At 45.7% G+C, this 20,525-nt stretch carries 17 protein-coding genes; 12 read left to right on the forward strand and 5 right to left on the reverse strand.

All coding sequences use genetic code 11. The annotated features are described in order from the left end of the window. Nucleotides 1-231 precede the first annotated feature (231 nt). The 7 genes from D1Z90_RS15495 to D1Z90_RS15525 all read left to right on the forward strand — a co-directional run bounded on the left by D1Z90_RS15495 (nt 232) and on the right by D1Z90_RS15525 (nt 8,432). Complete coding sequence (locus D1Z90_RS15495; protein ID WP_119911699.1) at nt 232-516, forward strand: type VI secretion system PAAR protein; 285 nt, start codon at nt 232-234, stop codon at nt 514-516. A 205-nt stretch (nt 517-721) separates the two neighbouring features. After that, nucleotides 722-1,696 carry a hypothetical protein gene (locus tag D1Z90_RS15500; RefSeq protein WP_119911700.1) on the forward strand — a complete coding sequence of 325 codons (975 nt, stop codon included), beginning with the start codon at nt 722-724 and terminating at the stop codon, nt 1,694-1,696. 1 nt (nt 1,697) lies between these two features. After that, the gene (locus D1Z90_RS15505; protein ID WP_119911701.1) at nt 1,698-2,954 is read left to right on the forward strand and encodes an ankyrin repeat domain-containing protein; all 1,257 of its coding nucleotides are present in this window, start codon (nt 1,698-1,700) and stop codon (nt 2,952-2,954) included. 346 nt (nt 2,955-3,300) lie between these two features. Then, the gene (locus D1Z90_RS15510; RefSeq protein WP_119911702.1) at nt 3,301-3,585 is read left to right on the forward strand and encodes a type VI secretion system PAAR protein; all 285 of its coding nucleotides are present in this window, start codon (nt 3,301-3,303) and stop codon (nt 3,583-3,585) included. Between the two features lie 25 nt (nt 3,586-3,610). Beyond that, nucleotides 3,611-4,591 carry a hypothetical protein gene (locus D1Z90_RS15515; protein WP_119911703.1) on the forward strand — a complete coding sequence of 327 codons (981 nt, stop codon included), beginning with the start codon at nt 3,611-3,613 and terminating at the stop codon, nt 4,589-4,591. Nucleotides 4,592-5,082: 491 nt separating this feature from the next. Continuing rightward, nucleotides 5,083-7,014: a hypothetical protein gene (locus D1Z90_RS15520; RefSeq protein ID WP_119911704.1), complete on the forward strand. Its 1,932-nt coding sequence runs from the start codon at nt 5,083-5,085 to the stop codon at nt 7,012-7,014. A gap of 152 nt (nt 7,015-7,166) precedes the next feature. After that, nucleotides 7,167-8,432 (forward strand): hypothetical protein, encoded by a 1,266-nt coding sequence (locus tag D1Z90_RS15525; protein ID WP_119911705.1) that lies wholly within the window; start codon nt 7,167-7,169, stop codon nt 8,430-8,432. A gap of 77 nt (nt 8,433-8,509) precedes the next feature. Here D1Z90_RS15525 and D1Z90_RS15530 read toward each other — a convergent pair whose 3' ends face one another. Further along, a complete protein-coding gene (locus D1Z90_RS15530) occupies nt 8,510-8,866 on the reverse strand; it encodes a HopJ type III effector protein (RefSeq protein WP_119911706.1) in 357 nt (118 codons plus the stop codon). A gap of 75 nt (nt 8,867-8,941) precedes the next feature. On the opposite strand from D1Z90_RS15530, the gene D1Z90_RS15535 reads away from it, so the two are divergent. The 4 genes from D1Z90_RS15535 to D1Z90_RS15550 all read left to right on the forward strand — a co-directional run bounded on the left by D1Z90_RS15535 (nt 8,942) and on the right by D1Z90_RS15550 (nt 13,358). After that, nucleotides 8,942-9,283, forward strand: coding sequence for a hypothetical protein (locus D1Z90_RS15535; RefSeq protein WP_147378780.1), 342 nt, complete (start codon nt 8,942-8,944; stop codon nt 9,281-9,283). Nucleotides 9,284-9,446: 163 nt separating this feature from the next. Then, complete coding sequence (fadB, locus tag D1Z90_RS15540) at nt 9,447-11,585, forward strand: fatty acid oxidation complex subunit alpha FadB (protein WP_119911708.1); 2,139 nt, start codon at nt 9,447-9,449, stop codon at nt 11,583-11,585. A gap of 10 nt (nt 11,586-11,595) precedes the next feature. Further along, nucleotides 11,596-12,768 (forward strand): acetyl-CoA C-acyltransferase FadA, encoded by a 1,173-nt coding sequence (fadA, locus tag D1Z90_RS15545; protein WP_119911709.1) that lies wholly within the window; start codon nt 11,596-11,598, stop codon nt 12,766-12,768. 167 nt (nt 12,769-12,935) lie between these two features. Then, complete coding sequence (locus D1Z90_RS15550; RefSeq protein ID WP_119911710.1) at nt 12,936-13,358, forward strand: hypothetical protein; 423 nt, start codon at nt 12,936-12,938, stop codon at nt 13,356-13,358. Nucleotides 13,359-13,474: 116 nt separating this feature from the next. Here the strand turns inward: D1Z90_RS15550 and D1Z90_RS21350 are convergent, their stop codons facing one another. Beyond that, a complete protein-coding gene (locus tag D1Z90_RS21350) occupies nt 13,475-13,648 on the reverse strand; it encodes a hypothetical protein (RefSeq protein ID WP_158587159.1) in 174 nt (57 codons plus the stop codon). Between the two features lie 25 nt (nt 13,649-13,673). Continuing rightward, the gene (gene hdfR / locus D1Z90_RS15555) at nt 13,674-14,525 is read right to left on the reverse strand and encodes an HTH-type transcriptional regulator HdfR (RefSeq protein ID WP_119911711.1); all 852 of its coding nucleotides are present in this window, start codon (nt 14,523-14,525) and stop codon (nt 13,674-13,676) included. A 109-nt stretch (nt 14,526-14,634) separates the two neighbouring features. Between hdfR and D1Z90_RS15560 the strand changes: the two genes are divergently transcribed. After that, nucleotides 14,635-15,021: a MaoP family protein gene (locus tag D1Z90_RS15560; RefSeq protein WP_119911712.1), complete on the forward strand. Its 387-nt coding sequence runs from the start codon at nt 14,635-14,637 to the stop codon at nt 15,019-15,021. Between the two features lie 136 nt (nt 15,022-15,157). Here the strand turns inward: D1Z90_RS15560 and D1Z90_RS15565 are convergent, their stop codons facing one another. Both D1Z90_RS15565 and D1Z90_RS15570 read right to left on the reverse strand, forming a co-directional pair. Beyond that, the gene (locus tag D1Z90_RS15565; protein WP_119911713.1) at nt 15,158-18,082 is read right to left on the reverse strand and encodes an HD domain-containing phosphohydrolase; all 2,925 of its coding nucleotides are present in this window, start codon (nt 18,080-18,082) and stop codon (nt 15,158-15,160) included. A gap of 133 nt (nt 18,083-18,215) precedes the next feature. Continuing rightward, nucleotides 18,216-20,204 carry a PA14 domain-containing protein gene (locus tag D1Z90_RS15570; protein WP_119911714.1) on the reverse strand — a complete coding sequence of 663 codons (1,989 nt, stop codon included), beginning with the start codon at nt 20,202-20,204 and terminating at the stop codon, nt 18,216-18,218. Between the last annotated feature and the right edge of the window lie 321 nt (nt 20,205-20,525).

Genomic DNA, 20,525 nt, shown 5'->3' on the forward strand with positions numbered 1-20,525 from the left:
GACCCTGCCAGCATTGCCGCCGACCAAGCCAGCGGCCGCCAAGAAGATTATTGGCAGCAATACAATAAATGGCAGCTGTTTAAAAAGAAATGGCACCAGAGTGCATTTAACCAAGCCGAAACGGGCGTCGTATGAGTCCCAGTATAAAGAGCATTGTAACAGGCCGCGATTAACCTAGCGCAGCCCGAACCAATTAGCAGCCATTAACAATTTAACCGTAAAGGATTTTACATGGGTAACGCAGCAAAACTCGGTGATATCGGCACCGCTCACGATGGCTTTCCGCCTACCCCGATTACCGCTGGCTCTGGCACGGTAAAAGTAGACGGTATTCCACTGGCACGAAAAGGTGATCCCTTAGCGCCTCATTCAAAACCTAAACACCCGCCACACGGTCGCAGTATATCGGGTGGCTCAGGTACCGTTTTTGCCGACGGTAAACCGGTCGCAAAAACCGGTGATGGGGTCAGCTGTGGCGGTGTCGTCATCGGCGGCGGCACAGTGAACGTAGGATAGATGATAAGGCTAGATGCATTCAGTCCATTCAAGCCAGATAAAACCACATGTTAAGCAAAACCTTAGAATACGGCCCTGACGCTTACCGCGCCGAACAAGCCCAAGATTTAGCGCTAAGAAGTGGCTGTCCTGTCCTTCGGCACAGTGAACGTAGGATAGGTGATAAGGCTAGATGCATTTAGTCATTCAAGCCTGATAAAACCAGATGTTAAGCAAGACCTTAGAATACGGCCCTGACGCCTACCGCGCCGAACAAGCCCAAGATTTAGAGCTAAGAAGTGGCTGTCCTGTCCTTACTTGCATGTTGACAGCAGGTATTGCCGCTTGGGACGCGATCCGGCTATTTGATGTGAATGATGATAATGCAGCATTTGCGATGGCTATGGTGGCGACAGGTACAGCGGTATCTACTATTGCGGGTACTTTTATTACTGCTTCAAGTACAACATTCGGCCTTGGTCCTATTGCTTGGTTTGGTGTCGCGCTATCACTATCCGGTTTTTTATTATATCTATTCTTCAAAGATTCAGAGATGGAAATTTGGTTAAAAAATGGCCCGTTTAGTGAAAAAACCTCAACTAAACTGGCATTCTTAAAGCAACCTGATAAGGCATTTCATTACTTTATCAGCCAGCTCATGTCTCTTTCAATTACCACATATAAATCAGATAACTTTATTCATGAGCCAGAACGGTATAATACGTTTAAAAAGTTAGGTGCTACCCATGCGATATTTGTACGAACCAACTTATTACAATTAATCAATAGCAATAAAGTAAAGATTCACTTTTATGCTCGTGAAGCCATTAGAAAAATAACTGCTGTAACCACAAGAACAGGCCGCTCGACAGAAACAAGCTTGGTTAATATCAGTAGTAACAATACCGCGGTGCTAAAGATTGAGGATACCCAGGAAGGCAGATTGTATTACTTGAAACATAATAAAAAAATTCCTAAAACTACAAACAATAATTCTCTTTGGCGTTACTGGAAGTATGAGGAGCAAAAATTAGAGCCTGCTTTTGTTGTTCGAATGCAATTACACATTGAAAATATGATATTCCCAGCGCCGCATTTATCCAGTAAACAGCCTGACTCAGTGCCAACAAGTGAGCCGACATTTGGTGATGACAGTTGGTGGGCAAACCAAATAGATTACCCCCATCGAGAGGTAAAGTAACATGTATCAACGCACAGCTTACAACAGCAAACACGTGCCACTGCAAAAGCCAGCGGTTAAAAAAGGGTTATTAGCGAAGTTCTTTTCAACAGCGACACGTTTTTCATTTACTCAGACTTGTGATGTATTGGCGACCAAAGCATTAAGCTATTACAAACCTTCACATTGGCATAGAGATGAATCTAAGCAACAGCAGCAGCCTGAAACAGCGTTTGCTTGGAATGAGCAGACCATGGGGCATGATACTATGAGCCCTTGGTCTGTGGTTTACTTAAATGTAACTGGTTTAAGTAAGTTTTTTATTCTTTATTTTTTACCTTTTTCTCTAATTGTTTTACTTGTTAGTTTTATATTTGATGATTTTTCGGTTTCGGAGCTGGTGAAAATACTAGAAAAGTATGCCCTAATTTCTCTGCCTTTTGCTGTATTTTGGGCTCAAGGTGAATTACTTAATCGCGGTTACTTTATGTTGCCCTTTCTCAAAGCTCAACGCGCTTATGAGCTTAACCGAAGAACCGGCATGGTGACCTTATATCGCCATAATAAGCCTTATTTTACCCACCCATTTATTGAGTTTGATTGCTTTCTGAATGCGGCACCGGGCCACCAAGGGTTAATGAATTACAGTCTCTTATTGGTTCATCGCTATAACGGTTATCGACACGGCGTGCCCTTACATTTGATGTTGCCAAGCAATCAGCTGATTGATGAATACAAGCGTTTTTGGAATATGGTACAGCAATACATGGATATTAGCCGGCCCTTGCCCGATATCTTAATGTTAGAAGCGGTGCGTAATAAAGACGAAACCACCCGTATTTATGATGCTACTCACCCAAGAGAGTCACATTATTGGCGGCAGATGAGTGATGAGGTTTTTGACCAAAAGTTGGATGCGTTGGCAATAGAGCAGCTTCAACAGCCCGCAACGGGCGCGGTTATTAATATTTTTGCAGAAGAAGGTCATCAACAATGTTCAGAGTGCAACACATGGAGCCCCGAAGGTGAACGCCATTGCACTGAATGTCATCACCCATTTGCGATAGACAACGCGGCGATACCAGAGCCAGCATTACACCAAGCGGTATGGCAAGGGGACTGGGCTAAGGCTAGAAGTTTGTTGGCACAAGGTGCAAGCATTCATGAAGTTAATGAACAAGGTAGAACTGCAATGGACTTAGCTCAGGAAAGAGAGGATAAATTGATGATTGAGCTACTTGAAACGCATGGTGAAGTGGGCAATGAAGTGCCACATTAATTAGTGCTCACACGAGCAGTAAAGGTTACTTTATTTATGACGCTCTTTTATAAAAAGAGCGTTCTCTTATTGAGATAATTAAAAAATGTCTATTTACTACCATGCCGCTTGGCTAAGTGAGCATGGTTGAAGATTACACGAGCCACAGTGAGCTACTGATACGACTATCTCGAAAACGTGGTGACTAGCTTGTGATCGACTTAATTTTACAATATGCCTGAAAAGCAAACATGCTCAGGATTGATTTATAGAAAGTCGAAGCTTTTTGACTCAAAGTCTAAAAGCCTTGATTGTTCTTATTCACACACGGTATTGAAATGTGAACTCTCTTATTTGAGGAAAAACCATGGGAAACGCAGCAAAACTCGGTGATATCGGCACCGCTCACGATGGCTTTCCGCCTACCCCGATTACCGCTGGCTCTGGCACGGTAAAAGTAGACGGTATTCCACTGGCACGAAAAGGTGACCCCTTGGCGCCTCACTCAAAACCTAAACACCCGCCACACGGTCGCAGTATATCGGGTGGCTCAGGTACCGTATTTGCCGACGGTAAACCGGTTGCAAAAACCGGTGATGCGGTCAGCTGTGGTGGTGTCGTCATCGGCGGCGGCACGGTGAATGTAGGATAGATGAATTCAGTCCTGATATAACCAGATGTTAAACAAAATACTCAAATACGGCCCTGACGCTTACCGCGCAGAGCAAGCCCAAGATTTAGCGGCAGAAAAGCCGCTGTTTGGCGGTGTGCTAAAACAAAAACAGCAAACGCTGAATTTATCTGCCCCTAGCCGCTGGTTTGACCACCGCTTTTTTGATAAAGCCACGGCCAAGTTTACCGCGCAATTTACTAAGCCTGAATACCAAAGCGCAGCCCTGCGGTTTGACGCTGAGATGCTACGAATACCTCATTATATCAATGGCGGTGGCGGCATGAACGCCCTGATATTAACCTTATGGGCATTTGGCTGGCTTGCAAAGTTTGCTTTTTTCCCATTTATTACTTTGATGTGTTTTACATTTGCATACTCAGAATTAAAAGTATCAGAAGATATTTCCTTCTTTCAGGCTTATTGGGATTCCTTTTTCCGGTTACATTCAGTTATTACTCTCCCCTGTTTTATCATGGGCCAAATAGCGAAACTCTACCAATACTATCAAGCTAAAAAAGATCCGGTGATTGCCAAGCGCCACTTTGAGCTCAATCGCCAAACCGGCCAAGTCATTTTTTACCACGAAGAAACCGAGGCGGTGGAAGCCAGCTTACCCTTTCGTGAGTTTGTGGCAGAAATTCGCCCTAAAATGAACCACCAAGGCATTGTGGTGCGTAATGAAGTCTACATTCGTCACTATAAATCAACGTGGTATGAGTTTAACGCTGCCCAATTGGGGAACGACCGCACGCTATCGGACGCTTACGCCCTGTGGAACTTTATTCAGTGCTACATGGACACCAGTCAAGCTTTACCGGATATTCCGCAACTTGAAATCTGGCGTAAAATCGACCCTGCCAGCATTGCCGCCGACCAAGCCAGCGGCCGCCAAGACGATTATTGGCAGCAACACAATAAATGGCAGCTGTTTAAAAAGAAGTGGCACCAGAGTGCATTTAACCAAGCCGAAACGGGTGTGGTGTAAAACCTATTATAAATAGTATCGTAGTAGGTCGGCTTGTCCGGCGAATAGAGTATTGTTAAGTAAAAGCCGAGCGCGTGGCCCAAACGCGAATGATGCCAAGCCAGCCGTCAATTTAAAATGTTACTTGGATACGGTAGTATTTTATTTGTTCAACTAATTACTTTTTCCAGAGACGGCTTTACTTTTTAATAAAGCATCTTCTGGCAGAACTTTTATCTTAGGGGTTTCATTATGAGAACAATATTTGCGTTGTGGTAAGGCCTGAAATTGCTCGACACGTTCTAGATTCTCAAAATACCGCTATTCAAAGTTAGCAGGAGTCACTCGGCCATTGCTTGTATGTTGAGCGCGCGCCCCTTAAGCCAGCTTGTCATATTGCATTAAGTGATCCTCTAACCGCTAACTTCCCTTGCTTCTTGACTGTATTGACTTTTTTGTTATGTTTTGTGGGCAAAATAATGGTTGCGCTCAACGTCTTTAAGGAGAAAGCAATGGCCTATGATTATGGCTCATCTGGTTTAGGTATAAAAAACCCGTATAAGGTAGAAGGTTTCATTCGCTTAATTGCTGGTGTTTTAATCAGCTTATTAGGTTTATATGGTTTATTATCTGTGCCTCAATTGGTTGAGCAGGATATTATCACTGGCTGGATTTATGCTGGCTTTGGGTTTTTATTGCTCATTCTAGGCTTAAAGCGAGCGGGAGGCGGGGCGTTTCAGTTATTTCGGTTTTTTGTTGGTCGCTCTGTGCCGAGCTCTTTGGCGTTTAACTTTACTAAATCCGAGAAGGATAATGCCCTCGCCGAGAAAAAGAGCTTGGCGTACAACAGCGACGCATTAGAAGCCATGTTGATGGGGCGTAAAAACTCCACTTTTATTGAGCCGCAAGGTTGGTTGTCGCGCTTGGTACACAGCTTGTTTCCTAAGCTTATTTTCCTTCCTTATCCAGTCAGAAACATCACCCAAGACATCGCCAGTGTATTAATGACTACTGTAGTGGCCTTTGTGGCTTTTGGGTTAGCGTCTTTTGTATCTGCTTCTGGTTTAGCTGGTAGTGCAGGCCATATTATTACCCCTGTTTTTTCAGTTTTATTACTGGTTTATTTAGTGCTTACTTGGCGTAGCGTTGCGGCTGAGATCGTGCTCAGTAGGGTGACTCGTATACAGTCTAAAGGGGCGGCGAGTTTGGCGAAAATTATCGCTTTTTCTATCTTGTTTCCGGTTGCCATTGGTTTGTCTTACCAATATTTTAATGAGTTTTTTCAACAGCTAGACAAAACAACGCAAGGCGATTTGATAAAAGAAATAGACCGTTTAGCGGTTTTCTCTGCCTGGCCTAGCTTGATGTTGTTATTGGCATTAGCGGTCGTGGCGTCTGTCATTATTATCAGTTTGGTTATTGCCAGAACAAAGCATATAGAGGCAACCACTGAGGTCAGTGAGTATCGGGATAACTTGCAGGAGTCGGTTCATCCCAACGAAATATTCATCAATATAGAAAACATAGTGTTAGCAAACCGCCGCTATAAAGAAATCCCAAATCGCACCTACCGAGACTTCGACCCTAAGCTAAAAGAGCAAAGCCAAGGTAAAGGGTCTTTTTCTGGGGAGTTATTAATTGAAACCCAGCCAGAGTTTAAACCCGTGGAGTTTTCGCCGTTGACAAAAAAGGTGCGTTTATTTAGCACCATTGCGGGCCAAGTGCTTGTTGTTGTGGCGGCATATTTATTTTACCTATTGGCGAGTGATGTCAGTGCCTTGGCAACTTTTATTGAAAAAGTCATTGAGACAAAGCGCCACAGTGAACAACAAACATTGGATTATATTGTAGAAGCGTCGGTGTTATTGGTTGGGTTTTTAGGGGCATTTTTTAGCTGGCAAATAGTATCAACCGTGGGCCGTATTCTTGGTAATGCTTCACATGTATTTTGGAGTGAAATGCAGTTTGAGTCGTTATTAATGTATATGAAGACAGAAGGGACGTTTACTGAATCAAAAATTAGCACAGGTATGGCCATTAATGATTCAACCCGCTCTGAAAATGTTGTGGTGAGAAGCTCTATCACCCCTTGGCTGGTAAGTTCACGTATTACCACCAGTACTTTTGCTACCAGTGGTAACCAAAACCTTGAGTTACCTCGCTACATTATGTCTTTGAAAAAAAATGACCAAGAGCTTGAAACCATAGTGCAAGAGATTAAAGGCTTTTTGCAAGCACGAGAAACTTTAGCGGGCTTTAAAAATACGGCTGACTTACAAAATGCGGAAAATATTCTACAAGTAAATCAAGTGAGCCGGCAAACTCATCAACAAGACGCACTAAGCCAAAAAGAGCAAGAACAAGCCGCCGCGATTAAACAAAATGAACAGCAAGAAACAGCAGAGCTAAGGCCTACCTTAAGCCCTGAAGCAGAAAATAACTAGCCATAGGGTTATTTACTGTAACTGCTGACAAGAAGTGGAAGTAGAAAAGAGGCTTAACTTATTCATTACTCTTTTTACATTGCTTAGTAATAAGTAAGCCCGCAATATTTATTTTGTAACAACGCTATGATTACGGATAAGGAAGTTACTTGATGTTGAAAAATTTATTTTGTGTTTTAGTCCTGCTGTTTTCCAGCCATAGTTGGTCAAGATCCTTTCCCGAAGGAATAAAAACGGGTTCTGCTTATGAGTTTTACCTGAATAAATACCAATCTAAGAATAATTCCAAGGTGTTTGCGGTGAGTGCTGACGGGGCTTGGTCGGCTCATTGGGGTGATAACCTTGATGCTATCAGCTCTAAAGCATTAACAAAATGTGAAAAGTCTACGAACGAAAAGGGGAGTTGTCGTTTAGTTGATATAAATGGAGAGGCACAAACGGCGCTAATCAATATTGAACCCTATCGTGAGAGTTTTCATCCTAGCCCAGATCATATTCCGACTAATCTAAGGTCGCTTAAGGCTGCTAATACTTACATCGAGCACTATATCCCTGCCAAGGGCAATAAGGCTTTTGCTGTATCTAAGTCTCGCGCGTTTGGATATATGATTGATCAAGCTGTTTCTAAGCAGGTTGCTATTGATGTCGCTTTAGTTAACTGTCGTAGGTACAACAAAGATTTTGAAGATATCTTTCCTTGTCATGTAGCGATAGTAAACGATGAAGTCCAAGGAGAAACTCTTACTCTGGATGAGCTAAACGAGTTGAATAAGAAAAAGAAAAGTAGTGTTGAAAAAAATCACTTTTTAATTAAAGACCTGATACTGAACTACGATTTAAACAAGTTCTTAGATTATGGTAATTCCAGAGGGCATCGTGCGCTAGTCACTGATATGGAGCATAAAAACTGGTTTATGGCCACTCGCTATCTTGATGAAGCAACGGCTATTGAAGTGGCGTTAACGAATTGCTTGCAAAAGCAAAAAAGCTGCAACCTTATATTGAAAGGTGAAAAATGGAGCCAATATGCAAAAAGTAGAATTCCAACACTAAAAGCTGAACAAGATGCTCACATTGCTAAGCGTGATAAGGAAATTGAGGAGTCTAAAAAAGAGCAATCGCTCACTGAAATCAATGTTAAGGACCTTGAGTTTAACGAAGCTCACCATGGTGTATTTACTCTTGTTGCACCAAAAGATAATGCTAATCCTGTTTTTAATTTGATGTCTCAAATCGCGATCACGGAAGATAAGTTCATGTTAATAAATGACAATAAAGTCATTCAGCAAACACCATATTTGTTGAATGGTGAGCAATTAGAAGTGGATCATAATGGAAAGATCTTATCTGCTACCTTTAGCGAAGATTTTAAAAAGCTCAAAATGCAATCGGGAACCTTCGAAAGATCGAACTTATAGAGCCATAAATAAATCTATTCGCGTCGACACTGGGGTATTGCGGCGCTGCTTATTTAAAGCAACGCTGCTTGGTGGGCTTATTTTGCGCTAAGGGCTTCACCCTCAAATGCAATGCCGTCCCAACCAAATTTGATAAAGTTGCGAATGTTGCCGTGGTCGTTGCCGTCTGGGTGTTGCAATACGTCTTCACGGTAAAAACGGCCAAACAATGCCAGAGTTTGTGCTTGGTCTAGGCCTTGCAGCTTGGCAAAAGCAAATAAACGGCAAGAGCCTTCGTTAGTGCCTGCTTGGTTCACTACTTGCGTGTCACCTTGGCCATTGCTGAATGTTGTTGCTTGGTACTGATAGTTTTCTGCAATCACGTTCATTACGTCATTAAATTCAATGGTATCAGGCTGGCTGTTGAGTTGTTCAAGTAAGGCATTAATCGTCATAGTGGCGTCCATTTTATTCAATATGCTAGGGTTAATGGTGGCCAGTGTAAGGGATGAGAGTGAGGAAAACCAGTTGTGATTAAGATGCTCATATTAGCCGTTTTAATGTTGCCGTTTCAGCTTTGGGCGCAGCCTTTACCAGAAGACGGTGGCTTTATTACGCCGCCATTAACCAGTGAAGGGGTCGACCCGATGGCGGAAGATTTATACCTGTATTTGCAAGATGCTAAGCAGCGCCATTTCAGTGTGAGCGTGCTGCATTCGAGTGAGGAGCCACAAGTGTGGTTTGACGAAAAATATCAACTCAATGAAAACCAGGCTAAACAGCTCGCAGACGCTTTGACGCAATTGTCGCAGCAATCGCTTTCTAGCCACGAACAAGCCGCCATTAGCCAAATTCTTCGTTATATACGCTAGCGCCTGCTGCGTTGATCAATTGCTTGGGCGGCTTTGCAGGGCGCCTAACAGTCTGGTTATAAATCACCAATTATTTATCTCTTGTTCATACTCAGTGTCTAAACTCAATAGATAACAGTGGCGTTGGCCGCTGCCTGTTGGCTTTTGTGAGCAAGGAGGTTCGATGTTATATCAAAGCGACACGTTAACGTTGATGCAGCTTGATGATGGCATTGCGGAGATTCGGTTCGGTAATTTAGGCTCGGTGAATAAATTTGATCGCTGTACCTTGGTGTCTTTTCAACAAGCTCTGGCCATTTTACAGGACTTGTCAGGTTTAACAGGGCTGATTTTGAGCCACAATAAAAAAGACTTTATGGTGGGGGCAGACATCAACGAGTTTTTGCCCAAATTTGCCTTACCCGATGAAGAACTGTCGCAATGGTTACACCAAGCCAACCAAATATTTAATTCCTTAGAAGACTTACCCGTGCCAACCATTAGCGTGATGGGCGGCTTTGTATTGGGCGGCGGTTGCGAATGTGTCTTGGCGACAGACTTTCGAATTAGCGACAGCAGCTTAAAAATAGGTTTGCCTGAGGTAAAACTTGGCATTATGCCGGGCTTTGGTGGGTCGGTGCGTTTGCCTCGATTAATTGGCGCCGACAACGCCTTAATGTGGATCACCACGGGCAAGCATCATCATGCTGAGCAGGCTTTGAAAGATGGCGTACTTGATGCCATTGTTGCGACTGAACATCGCCATCAAGCGGCGGTGAAAATGTTGCAACAAGCCAACCAGTTAGGGTGGCAGCAGCGCCGCGCGGCCAAAAAAGCACCTTTGTGCTTAAGTAATATAGAGGCCACCATGTGCTTTTCTACCGCAAACGCTATGGTGGCGGCTAAAGCTGGGCCGCATTATCCGGCGCCGGTGACAGCGGTTACGGCTATGCAACAGGCGGCCGGAATGAGCCGCGATGAAGCCTTAGCAATAGAGAACCAGCATTTTGTACGCTTAGCTAAAACCCATGTGGCACGCGCGCTGGTGGGTATTTATCTGAACGATCAGCAATTAAAACAAAGCGCGAAAAAGTTAACGGCCAATAGCCAAAAGGTGCAGTCTTTGGCGGTATTGGGTGCCGGCATTATGGGCGGCGGCATTGCTTATCAAGGCGCCAGTAAACGGCTTAACGTGGTCATGAAAGACATCCAACCAGACGCTTTGCATTTGGGCATGAGCGAAGCCAATACTTTGCTTAATAAGCAAATTAAGCGCGGTAAACTCACCTCTCATCAATTAGGAGAAACCCTGGCGCGCATTACTCCGAGCTTAAATTACGACAGCGTGAAAAATGCTCAAGTGGTTATAGAAGCCGTGGTGGAAAATCCCAAGATAAAAGCCCAAGTGTTGGCAGAAACCGAGCAGCATATTGGCGTCGACAGCGTGTTGGTTTCCAATACTTCCACCATTCCCATTGGTTTGCTGGCACAATCTTTGGCGCGGCCAGAGCAGTTTTGTGGCATGCACTTTTTTAATCCGGTGCACCGAATGCCTCTGGTGGAGGTGATTCGTGGCCCTGAAACTTCTCAAGCCTGCGTTGAACAAGTGGTGGCGCTGGCGATACAATTGGGCAAATCGCCCGTCGTGGTGAACGATTGTCCCGGTTTTTTTGTTAATCGTGTGTTGTTTCCATATTTCTTTGGTTTTGCTCGCCTTATTGCTGCTGGGGTCGACTTTGCACACATAGATCGGGTAATGGAGCAACAATTTGGTTGGCCGATGGGGCCGGCGTATTTGCTCGACGTGGTCGGCATAGACACCGCCCACCATGCTGGCGCAGTCATGGCGCAAGGCTACCCAACGCGCATGCAACCACAACAAGACTCGTGCATCGATCTGTTTTTCGAGGCGCAAAAATATGGCCAAAAAAGCGGGGAAGGCTTTTATCAGTATCACCTAGACAGCAAAGGTCGCCCGGCGAAAAAACGCTCGGATGCGGCGTATGAGTTATTGGCGCAGCATTTTTCCTCCGATGCTTCGCTCAGTGATGACACCATCATTGACTACTTAATGGTGCCCTTGGTTAACGAGGTGCTGCATTGTTTAGATGAACAAATCGTGGCCAGCGCTGCAGAGGCAGACATTGCCTTGGTATATGGCTTAGGTTTTCCGCCGTTCAGGGGCGGCCCCATTGCTTGGTTGCAACATATCGGGCTCGACCAATTCATTGCCAAAGCCGACGCGCTGGCAGCACTAGGCCCACTTTATCAGGTGCCGGCTTCGCTGCGTGAGCGCGCAGCCAGCGGCACCGATTTTTACTAAGGAGCGGATCATGCAAGGACCTCATCAAGCCGTTATCGTTGACGCTATCCGCACGCCCATGGCGAAGAGTAAAGGCGGCGCATTTCGTCAGGTACGAGCGGAAGATCTCAGCGCCCATTTAATGCAACAGTTATTACAACGCAACCCTAAGCTTGATCCCCACAACATTGAAGACATTTACTGGGGGTGCGTGCAACAAACCTTAGAGCAGGGCTTTAATATTGCCCGCAATGCTGCGTTGTTAGCGGGTTTGCCTACCAGTATTGGTGGGGTTACGGTTAACCGTTTATGTGGCTCGTCGATGCAAGCGTTGCACGATGCTTGTCGCGCCATTGAATGCGGCGATGGCGATACCTTTATTGTCGGTGGTGTTGAACACATGGGACATTTGCCGATGACTCATGGCGTTGATTTTCATCCCGGTATTAGCAAACATGCAGCAAAAGCCGCCGGCATGATGGGCCTCACTGCTGAATTGTTGGCGCGGCAATATAAAATTAGCCGTGAGCAGCAAGACGAATTTGCTTTGCGTTCACATCAACAAGCCTACCGAGCCCAGCAGGCAGGGTTGTTTGATGACGAAATAGTGGCCACCTTAGGCCACGACGAACACGGTGTATTAGCGGCGATTTCTGACGATGAAGTGGTACGGCCAGACGCTAACCTGGCTGCGTTAGCAGATTTAAAACCGGTATTTGATCCTGCCCACGGTAGCATCACCGCAGGTTCGTCTTCGGCCTTATCAGACGGGGCCGCGGCCATGTTGGTGATGTCTGAGCAGCAAGCTAAGGCCTTAGGTTTGCCTATCTTAGCCAAAGTGGTGAGTCGTGCTATTTCTGGTTGTGAGCCGTCTATTATGGGCATAGGTCCAGTGGCAGCGATTCATAAGGCGCTGCAACGGGCGCAGCTGTCGATAGCCGATATCTCTGTGATTGAGCTAAACGAAGCGTTTGCGGCGCAGTCTTTGGCTTGTATTCGGGCGTTAGAGATTGAGTCTGAATGGCAAGAGCGGGTGAATTTAAATGGCGGCGCGATTGCCCTCGGCCACCCACTTGGTTGCTCAGGTGCGCGGATCACCACCAGCCTAATGAGCGTAATGCGCCAGCAAGACGTGCAATTTGGCGTCGCAGCTATGTGTATTGGCTTGGGCCAAGGTATCGCTACCGTGTTTGAACGGGTGTAAGTCACACATAGGCTTTATTGCCGGGGAAGTGCCCTTATAAGGCACTTGCTCGACAAATTGCAGATGATGCATGCCTTGCTTTATTGGCCAGCATCGCCCATTGCCTCCACTTTATTTTGGCGCGTATTTTCGTCACACTGCGGTTTTGACTATTACAAGGAAAAGTAATGGGACTGATCATAGCGCCTATTTGGTTATTTTGGCTCGGCACAACGGGCTTTATGTTGTACTTGGGTTGGGGTGAGGTTAAACAACTGGGCTCGTGGCAAACCAGTTTGTTAACCGCTTTACTGATGCTGGTGGCCAGCTTGGTGTTAGCTATGTTGTATGTGCGCTATCAGCTGCAACCATTGGCCAGTAAAACAGAGTTGTGGGCATTTGAAATAGCCATGCGTTTGTTATTTAATTGGGTGCCGTTGGTGATAGTGCTAGGGGCATGGGCAATACGCTATTTTAATCAATTTTGGCAATTCCCGTATTTATCCGTTGTGGCCGTGACCATAGGCTTTGCAATTGCGGCTGGCACTTTAATTGGCCCTATGTTGAGCGAACGATTTATGGACCAACACGAGATCCGTCGGACTTATTGATAAGTTATGGCAAGGCCTGAATCTCCGGCGAAAAATTAAACTAGGTGCAACCCTTCAGATACATATTTGCTCGCGGCAAATGTCTCGCCTTAGTCCACCGGGCTGCACGTTGGGGGTTATTGTTCGGTGCGTTGAATGCCTTGGCAAATTGACATGGGCAACTTGTTGTTTGAGCCGTCTTTGAGCTTGCAAGGTGCCCACTCGTCGGATTCGCCCAGTAAACCTTGGCTGTGAACGGGTAAACTCAGTGAAACTATCAGCGCGAATGTAATCCCTATTAACTTGTTCATGGTAACCGCCTTTCAGAGTGTCTGTTTAAGGTATAACGTGACCACTCAATAATTCGATCACTGCTTCTATTTGCTCTAATTTGTCGCTGCTATTGAGGTAATTCACAAACACTGGCCGCAGCACTTCTTCAACGCCTTGCACCGTAAACAATAAACCTTGGTCTAAATACGGCTGTACTAATTGTCTGGGTAAAAAAGCACAGCTGGGGTGGTGCAGTAAAAAGTCTAATGCAATGCGGGCTGAACCTGTGTGCAATACTGGCCTGCTTATTGATTCAAAGGTACGAATGTGCTGAATCTTAAAAGCGGTGCCCCAATCCATGTTTACAAAGTGTTGTAGCTGTTGATTCTGCTGTATTTGTTGTTTGTCGCTGGTGACCAATATTAATGCGATATGTTGCAGTTTTAAGCGCGTCACTTCTTCTACTTTTGGCGGATCAAACGCCAGTGCTAAATCTACCCTGCGCTCAAGCAGTTGCCGTGCCATGACTTGTGAAGAGAGCACTTCGGCACGCAAAGTGAGATCCGGCTTTTGTTCATGTATTAAGTGAATATAAGGCTGCAAGTAGGCGTCCCATAAATTGGGAGCTGCGCCAATGCTGAGTTGCATGGATTGATCTTCTGCGAGGGCGATATCTTGTTTTGCCCGGCTCCAAGCATTCAGCATGGTTTCTGCGTAGGGCAGCATGCGATTACCCGCAGGGGTGATTTGAATGTTATTTCGATGGCGTTTAAACAGCTCAACGCCGAGCATGCCTTCGAGTTGTTTAATGCGAAAGCTCACTGCTGAAGGAGTGAGGTACAAATTTTCAGCCGCTTTACCAAAGTGTCGGGTATGGCTGACCTCTAAAAAGGTTTTTAAAAGCTCTGTATCCATTAAAAATCTTCACCGTTAAGGAAAAAAATTTTTGATTTAGTAATTATCAATAATGACTAAGATTCAGCAGGATGCAACCAGAGTTTGAAAAATAAAGGAAACCTCACATATGACAGCCAGTTTTGTTTGCAATAAGCCTTTTTATGACGATAAGTCGTTTCCTTATGGCTTTAAGCGATCTGGTGATTTCACCATCAAAGAATCTGAGTTACTCGAAGGCTTAGGCCGTAAGTTGATGAGCTTGGCCAAAGGTGAAGACGCACCAGTGACTGACGAAGAAGCCCGCTTTGTTAAAGTGGCGCAGGGTGAAATGGATCCAGAAAGTCATGTTGAAAAGACTTGGATTAAATACCGTAAATTGTCTAATGGCCGCACTTTCTTTGGGGTAACGGGAAATCCGGACAAAGACAAGGTAAGCCGCGACAGCCGTTCGTCGTCTGATGATGACAATATCGAAGTCGATGACGGTGGCGACGTGGACGGTGATGACGATTAATCACTGGGGTGTTGCGGTTGCCTTAGGGTAGCCGTTCACCTTGGCGATACATATAAGGCCAGAGAGTCCAAGCCGTCAGCTCGCATTAACCATCTTCAACCTTGCTCCTTGCTTGACGACATGGCTAGGCTACTTGTTATTCGTCGCTCAAGTATGGCGTGATGTCAACATTGTCTCTTTGTTCTGGTTTTAAAAACTGTTGGCCATATTGCAAGTAGACGCCAGAGCGTAAAAATAGCGCAAACAAGTCTGGGTCTATGTGTTGCTCTTTGGCCATGAAGCCCATTATTTTGATGGCTTCACTTAAGGTCTTGGCGTCCTTATAAGGGCGGTCTGCGGCGGTGAGGGCTTCAAATATGTCGGCAATGACCATGGCTCTAGCGGTGAGCGGCAATTCTGCAGCGGGAATGCTTCTGGGGTAACCTGTGCCGTCCATTTTTTCATGATGACTGCCTGCAATTAAAGGCACGTGTTGCAAATGCCTCGGCAAAGGCAATTGGCTTAGCATGACAATGGTGTGCACGATATGGGCGTTGATGGTATATCGCTCTTCTGCCGTGAGCGTGCCTTTTTGTACGCTGAGATTATAAATTTCCCCGAGGTTTGATTCGTATTCTGGCGCGGCCATATTAAAGCCCCAAGGGTTATTAGGTACGGTGGCTGGCGCTTGTTCTCTGGCTCTTAAATGATGCGCCTTATCGGCCAATAAGAATTCTTGGGTGGGCAGGTTGGCTGCGGGATAAGGTTGCAGCTTGTGGGTTTCCATTAAGGAGATACCCAAACGGTCATCCAAGGTGCGAGTCCAGGTGCGCTGGGCTATTTGTTTTATTTTATCTAGCTTGGCTTGATCCATAAACTCGCCACCGATATTACACTCGGCAACAAAAGCAAACTCATCATCTAGGGTGCTTAGCAAGGCATCTCTTTGTTGGCTCAGTGCGTGGGCATCGCCGCCTTCGGCTATGCCTTGCCAGTAGTCGCTGTGAGCTTGTTGTTTGAGAAGTTCAAAGCGCATGCGAACTTCATGAATGCGGTCGTACACGGTTTCTAGCTTGGTGGCTTTATCTACCACATGCTCTGGGGTGATGATTTTGCCACAGTCGTGTAACCAAGCGGCGATGTGCAGTTCTTCCCACTGTTCTTCATTAAGGTCAAAGTTGGCGTAGTTGTGTTGGTCATCGCAGGCCGCTTTGGTGAGCATTTTGGTTAATTCTGGCACCCGAGCGCAGTGTCCACCAGTGTAAGGTGACTTGCTATCTATGGCGCCTGCAATCAGGGCTATAAAACTGTCTAACAAGGCTTTTTGTTGTTGCAGCAATTGTTGGCCTTCAATGGCCATCGCAGCAAAGTCAGCCAAGGCTTGCACAAAGGCCAATTGCGCCGCGCAACTGTCGGTTTCATCCAATAGCACCATTAGCCCAATCACTTGGTTGTTATGGTTTTTCAGTTTTACCCAAGTGCGGTTGAGTTCACTCGATTGGGTTAAATCTTGCAACCAAGGACCAAGGCTGGGGTGGCTTTTATCTAACGCGATGGTTTCACTGGCGCAGTCTTGAGCACTGTCAAAGATGGCTTGGCTGCGCTGTAAGGCGATAGGTTGTTGTTTTAGTTGGTTCAAATGTTGCTGGTTTTGCGCCTCGCTTAAACGGTCGATATGGCTGTGGGCTAAAACATAGTCTTGTTTTTTTTCGTCGTATAAATAGACAATGCCGGCTTTCACTTTTGCCATGGCGATGCTTTCTTGGCAGACAATCGCCAACAGGCTGGTTAAGCTCTTTTGCGCCATTAATGAAGCAGATAGCTGCTGAAATTGAGCGATGGTGGTTTTCATGGATGCCGTCATGGTTGCCAATTCAGACACTTCTTTTACGACACTCGCCTCTTTAATAGGGTGAGTAAAGTCAAAGCTTTCAATGTGCTCTAGGTCTTTACTGAGGTGGCGTAACGGTTTGGAAATCAGCTGCGATAACGCCCATGCGAGCGGCAAGGTAAGAATTAGAATGATCAGCGTGATCCACACAGACTCTTTGCGGGTTTGATAGGCGCTGCTGAGTAAGGTCTTCATGGGCTCTAAAATTACCAAATAAAAGCCGTGTTGTTGCGATAACCTCAGATCAGAAATTTGGCCAATCCACTCTTGTTGGTCAAATCGAAAGCGCAAAGGTTGCTGGGTTAATGCAAACCGTTTGACTACCTCATCTAATACGCCCACCTTTAATTGCGCCAAACTTAGTAATTGCTGCGTGGCCCCGTCTTCTTCAAGCAGTTTCTTAGCATCGTGATATGCCACGACTTGGTGTTCATCATTGAAGATGATTACTTGAGATTGGGGAGAACGCTGTATTTTGGCCAGGGCGTGAGATAACGCGGTTAAGGTATAGTCGAATGCCACCACGACTTGTTGATCGTCGGTTTGCAATGCTTTGGTGATGCCAAGGCGGTTAAGGCCATAAAAGATGTAAGGCTTGGTTGTGATGATGCCTTTTGTACCAGCCGCTTCTTGGTACCAAGGTCGGGTGGTGGCAAGTAAGGTGTATTGTTTATCATCTAGGGTTAATAAGGTGGCACCTTGCTCATCTAAATAGCTATGTTGCGCTTTTGCTTGGCCGTTGCTGTTATCTACTGAGGTGAGAATAAACTGAGTATTCTCGGGGGCTTGTGGGTGGCGTAATTTGTGGTTTTCAAGGTATTTTCCGAGGTAGAAAAAGTCGTTATTGCGGTAGCCGGCGTATACCGCGTTCATGTTGGGATACAAGTGCAACGTTTGCCAAAGTACGGGGAGTGCTTGCTTGCGCTCTGTGAGCGATTTTCCCGTGGCGAGCTTGGTGCGGGCTAGAATATTGAGCGAGGTATTTAAGCTGCGTTGGTTGTCTTCCATGCTTTCGCTGAGCTCGTGACTGAGGGTCGCGAATAATTGTTGCGCAGCGGTGATGATAAGCTTGCTTTGTTGGTGGTAGTTATAAAGGCTAAGGATCAAACCCGACGTCAGAATCAGAATAAAAAATAGGGAGGCAATGTGCAGGTGAAGCGCCAGTCCTGTTGGCTTTGCTGATTGTGGCATCTAAAGTCCTACTCATCGCTTTGATTCATGAAATAAGCATAGCGAGTTAATTGATTTTCGGCTGGGCAATTGGTGATAAGTTGAGCTTCATCAAGCGCCAAGCAGGGGAGATACCTTGCTTGGCGCAATTTAGTTAAGGCGTGATTGCGGTAAGGTGTTGGCCGGTTAATAATTGTTTGGCTTGGTTTGGCCCTTGCACCCAAACTTGTAAATGGGCGTCATATTTTGCATCAAAGTATTCGATGGCTATTTGATGTTGGCCTGCCGCTAGATTGATTGCTTTTTGGCTATCCAAGGTGCCATGGCCGTACCAGTTTTCAATCAATACCTGTTGGTTTATTGCCAGCTTTACGCCGTCGTCATTACTGGTATAAAAAGTGTACGAGCCGTTGCTTGGTGCATGAAATAAGCCTTGCCAGCGAATCGAAAAGTTATCTTTTGAGAGCGACCCAGGCGCGCCATGTTTCCAGTTAAAATCGAAACTCTGATCTAGCCGTTGAAACGCCAATTTATCGAAATCTCTACCTTGGTAGTACTGGCCAATCAAGCCTTGGCTATTGAGTAATACCTTTGTTTTATCAATGGCGCCATATTGTACTTGATAGCTGCCATCAGGGTCGGTAAGAAGCGGGGTAAGCTGGCCTAATTGACCGGCGCCGCGGTAATGATAAAAGAAAAACTGCCGCTCGGGGTAAGCCCGAATTAGCGGTCCCATATTGTCGTGGTGCTGCGTAATTAATACCGAGTCTGAAAAGTCTAATTGGTTACGAGGTAAGTCGACTTGGTGCATGCTACCTGAGCCCGTTTTAAGCACAACCACAGCGTTATCTATATTGGCAGCTTCAATCGTGCGATAAAGGTTAGTACGTTCAAAAACTTTGTCTTCAAAGTGTGCACTATGGCGATACAGCTGCTGCACCGAGACGACGGCAAGCAGTAACACTATCACTTGAACTAACCAGCGTTGGCGAACAGCTTGTGTTAAACAGGCGGCTGCCAATAGCGTAATCGGCACAAAGAAAGAGAAAAAGTATCGGGGACCGTATTGGTTAGCAGGCGGCCCACCGTAGAGCATGTAAATGGTGATCACCAACACGGGGGATGCCAATAGTGCTAGCAAGAGCAAGCGGTTATTAGGCTGGCTCTGGTGTCGGTACCACGCTAGTGGCAGCAAGCATAGACACCCCACCCATATATGCCAATCTAGCAACAACAAGGTATTAGGTAAGGTGCGCTTGAGCCAGCCCACGTCATAGATGCGTGACCAGTCAAACACGGCTCCCGACTCTGTCGGTACCATAAAGATAAACCGGGTACCTTGATCTTGGGGGTTGTAGTACTCGTAGGCAGTTTGCAGGGCATCACCGGTGAGTAAGTAGTTATAGCTGAATAACAGGACGGCCCAGATACTGCCTCCGAGCGCAAACCAAGCGATATCTTTAAGCCATGCTCGTTGGCACGGACTATGCCAGAAACGGTATAGCGCCAAAATTACCAGCAGGTAAGGCAAAGGGTCTAAGAATCGGATTACTACCGCAAAGCCAAAACAGCAGCCCGCGACCAACAAGTACTGCTGTTTTAACTTTTGCTGTTTTTGTTCCAAACTCAAGCAAAATAGGTATAAAAATAAGCCAACAAAAAATGCATTGGTGGTGTGTGAAAAGTAAGATCCCGAAGTGAGTAAGAACCACGGACAGAGCACCGCCATAACACACGCCACAATGGCGGTGTTGAGGTCAAAGAATCGCCTTGCAAACTGAAAAATAAGCACCACGGTAAAGCCAGCAAAAAGACTGTTAACTAGCCAATAAGTATTGATTTGGCTGAGGCTCTCTATCCACACGCTGGGAATAAGTAACAGCGAGTAACCAAATGGAAAGCGGCCGTAGTATTTGCCATCCGTTTCTCCAATATGCACAAAATAGAAGTAGTGTTGCAGCCATTCACCCTGAGCATTAGGCGGATGAATAGGGCTATAGACAAGCCCTTGGGCGAGGTTTTTGGCTTGAAATACGTAGGCGTACTCGTCTGCCGAATTTGGAAAGTTATATAAAATAAATTGAGAAATGACGGCCACGGCCAGTGTGGCCACCAATGCCATTAATAGTGGGTAATATCGCATTAATACATCCTTGTTTTTAGTGCGCGGCGATTTTGTCAAAAAAATATCTTTTGCGCCGTGATATATATTAACTTTTGTTTAGGTTGAGGGTGTTGATTGGCAAAAAAGTGGGGTAGGTGGCCGGTTGGCGCTATTTGCGGCATATTGACCAAGGGCAATGTTGACGCGAAACGGTGTAAAATGAATCTTGATGGTTATCGGGTGATTTTCATAGGGCACTAGCGTGCTATGAAAAGTTTACCGTTTAAATATTATTCGCACTGTTACGTTTATGGCTAAGCATGTAAAAAGCAAGGCCGAGCGTGTTGTGGGTGAAGTCGA

It is taken from the genome of Motilimonas pumila, from assembly GCF_003596335.1.
Taxonomy (GTDB): Bacteria; Pseudomonadota; Gammaproteobacteria; order Enterobacterales; family CBDFNC01; genus Motilimonas; species Motilimonas pumila.